Source organism: Schlesneria sp. (assembly GCF_036405755.1).
GTDB classification, from domain to species: Bacteria; Planctomycetota; Planctomycetia; order Planctomycetales; family Planctomycetaceae; genus Schlesneria; species Schlesneria sphaerica.
In genome coordinates, this window is record NZ_DASWWZ010000308.1 from 1 (window position 1) to 3,435 (window position 3,435).

Consider the following 3,435-nt stretch of genomic DNA (forward strand, 5'->3'; position numbering starts at 1 on the left):
CGTTTCAAAATGTCCCAGACGATTTTACCGGGCTGACCGTCAAGCAGCGTCCCTGGGGTACCGGGACGGGCAAAGGTCAGCTTTTCGGGATCCAGACCGAACAGATGCAGCAGTGTCGCATGGTAGTCGAAATGGTTGACGACGTTTTCCACGGCATGGTGACCGACTTCATCGGTCGCACCATACGCCAGTCCCCCCTTCACTCCACCACCGGCGAGCCACATGCTGAACCCGAAAGTATTGTGGTCGCGGCCGATGTTCTTTTCGTTCTGAATCACCGGCAGACGGCCCATTTCGCCACCCCAGTGGACGAGCGTCGTGTCGAGCAGACCGCGGCGTTTGAGGTCCATGACGAGTGCAGCCGATGGTTGATCGGTCACTTCGCACATTTGCGGCAATCCTGTTTTGATCGCACCGTGATGGTCCCAATGCTGGTTCCCGGTATGAACCTGCACGAAGCGGACACCGCGTTCAACCAGTCGCCGCGCGATGAGACACCGCGTGCCATACTCTGCAGACTTCGGATTATTCAGTCCGTACAGTTCCTTTGTCTCGGCAGTTTCCTGTGACAGGTCGAGTGCTTCCTTGGCAGCGGTCTGCATCCGGGCCGCCAGCTCATAACTCGAAATCCGCGCCGCCAGATCATGTTCACCCGGCCGTTGCGACAGGTGATCCTGGTTCAGCTCGCGGACGTAGTTCAGGAACTTGTCCTGCACCGCCCCCTGGAACTGAGGAGGTGGATCCAGGTTGAGAATTCGAGGCTCTTTCGGGCGAATCACCGTTCCCTGATACAGCGAGGGAAGCCAGCCATTCGTCCAGTTTTCGACTCCCGCGACAGGCAATCCCGATGGATCCGTCAGAACGACGAATGCGGGCATGTTCTGGTTTTCGGTCCCCAGACCATAGGCCATCCATGAACCCAGGGAAGGTCGACCTTGCTGGATGCGGCCGTTGGTCAATGCCCAGATCGATTGCACGTGATTATTGACGCCTGTGTGCATCGAGCGGATTAGACAAATGTCGTCCACGACCTTGCCCAGGTGCGGCAACAGTTCGCTGAGTTCCGTACCGCACTCGCCGTGCTTCTTGAACTTCCAGGGCGACGCATACAGCTTGGAAGTCGCCTCGGCCGCATTGTCGAGCTGAAGCTGACCATTGAAGGTCTGTCCATTCAGACGATCAAGTTCCGGCTTGGGCTCGAACATATCGATATGGCTAGGCCCCCCCTGCATGAACAGCGAGATCATCGCGTTCGCCTGCGGTGCATGGGGAGTTCGTTTGGGCAGAAGATCAAACGACTGCTTTTCCAGATCGGGCTTCGCTGGTGCTCCCTTGGCCTCTTGCGTGAGCAGGTGCGTCAGCGCGAGTGACGACAATCCAAACCCGGATTGGGCGAGAAAATGTCGTCGAGTGTGGTCTGGGAAGAAGTGCATACGATTGCCCCTTATTAGTATCTGTCCGAAGACATTCAGCGATCTTTTGCAGTGCGAATTCCAGCCTTGTGGGGAACCTCGTCACATGACAGGCCCCGGAGGCAGTCGAAACTCAGTCGACATAGAGGAACAGGTTTGTGCTCAACAGGCCCTGGCAGAAGCTCGCCAGTGCGACCTGCGCCGGGGATGGCTCCTTACCCGCCTGACCAGCAGGAACTTTGGCAGCAACCTGCTCTGTCTGCTCGGTCAGGAATGCAATTGCACCGGCCAGTTCCCGTTCAGTTGGAGGGCGCGTGAAGGCCGTGACCCAAGCGAACTTGACCTGTTCCGAAATGTTATCTCCAGCAACCTTGCGAACACGGTCGGCGAACTTTTCCGCTTCGCGAACCACAAGACTGTTATTCATCATCAGCAATGCCTGAGGAGCGACAGTCGAGGACTGGCGAATGTCACAGTTGGGTGACAAGGTCGCCATATCGAAGGGTTCGAGCATCCCCAGGGGCAACGAACGTCGCACCTGCACGTAGATGCTGCGACGGAACTCGTCTTCCCGCAGTGAGACCCCCTGGTTGATCCGTCCCCCCGCCAGGTCAAGAGTCGGCAAGCCGACAATGACTTGCCCCACTTCATCGACCGCGACCGGCGCGGGCTTTCCGTACATTTTGTCGCTCAGCGAGCCGGAGCAAGAGAGCATGGAGTCGCGGATTTCTTCTGCTTCCAGACGGCGCACGGGCATCCGGGCCAGCAGGCGGTTGTCAGGATCGGCAGCATCAATCTCGGGCCGACGCTGTGACCGCTGCTGGAACGCAGTGGACCCTAGCAGTAGACGATGGAATCGCTTTAACTGCCACCCGTCAGAGACGAAGCGCGTCGCCAGCCAGTCGAGCAATTCGGGGTGAGATGGACGTTCACCGAGATACCCGAAGTCACCGGGAGTCGCGACGATCCCCTTTCCGAAATGATGCATCCAGAAGCGATTCACCATCACGCGCGACAACAGAGGATGCTTGCCACTGGTGAGATTACGGGCATAGGCCAGACGGCGTCCCGTGGTGGGGACCTGAGGATCGTCGATCGCAATTTCGACCGGGGATGTCAGGGACACGATCGACAGTTCCGCCGGTGTCACTTCCTGCTTCGGCTGGTTGATCTCGCCTCGATAGAACAGATGCGTCGGAGGAACCTGACCGGGGATTTCCGTGAAGCCCGAAACATAGTCTTCGGCCGGACGCAAGGATCGGACCTGTGCAATCCGCTCGTCCCACCGTCGGTTAAATTCGTCAATCCGCGCGGGTTCATAAAGATAGACGCTACCCCCATCGACATTCAGACTCGGGGTCTCTTTCAGGATCTGCTGCTGTTCCGGCGTCCGTTTGTCGGCGCTGGTGGCGCGTGCCTGCCGGGCTGGTGCCCGCTGAGCTTCCGGCAGCTTGTTCACTTCCCGTTCAAAGACTTCCTGCACGATTGCGTTCAATTCGCGTCCGCGCTGTTCGCTCAACTTGTACTCGGCATCACCCAGCACCTTCGCGGTCAACCGCTGATCGGCACTCCACAGGCTGATCAAACGAGATCCCGGCGCCCGCCAGGCCTTGGTGTTATATCCCGGCTCAAAGACCGCTCGGAAGCGGTAGTAATCGGCCTGTGTGATCGGGTCGTAACGGTGATTGTGGCACTGAGCACATCCCACCGTCATTCCCAGCATGGACGTCGAGACGATCTTGATTGTTTCTGCAATCACTTCATTGCTCGCGGCATTGACGTCAACGCCGCCACTCGCGGTGCCGTCAGGTGCCATCCGCAGAAAACCGGTTGCCGCGAGCTTGTCGGTGGCATCGGGAGAAAGATTTTCGTACGGGTACGTCACCAATTCGTCACCCGCCAGTTGCTCGACGATGAACTGGTCGAACGGCTTGTCTGAGTTAAACGCCCGGATGACATAGTCACGGTACTTGAACGCATAATCCCGAACGGGATCCGCTTCGGTGTAACCATCACTATCGGC

At 58.2% G+C, this 3,435-nt stretch carries 2 protein-coding genes; both read right to left on the reverse strand.

Features of this window, described 5'->3' with window-relative positions:
* Positions 1–1,433: DUF1501 domain-containing protein (locus tag VGE80_RS10770; protein WP_440592667.1), on the reverse strand; the 1,433-nt coding region annotated here is incomplete at its 3' end.
* Between the two features lie 112 nt (positions 1,434–1,545).
* A partial coding sequence (locus VGE80_RS10775; RefSeq protein ID WP_440592668.1) for a DUF1549 and DUF1553 domain-containing protein occupies positions 1,546–3,435 on the reverse strand: 1,890 nt, incomplete at its 5' end.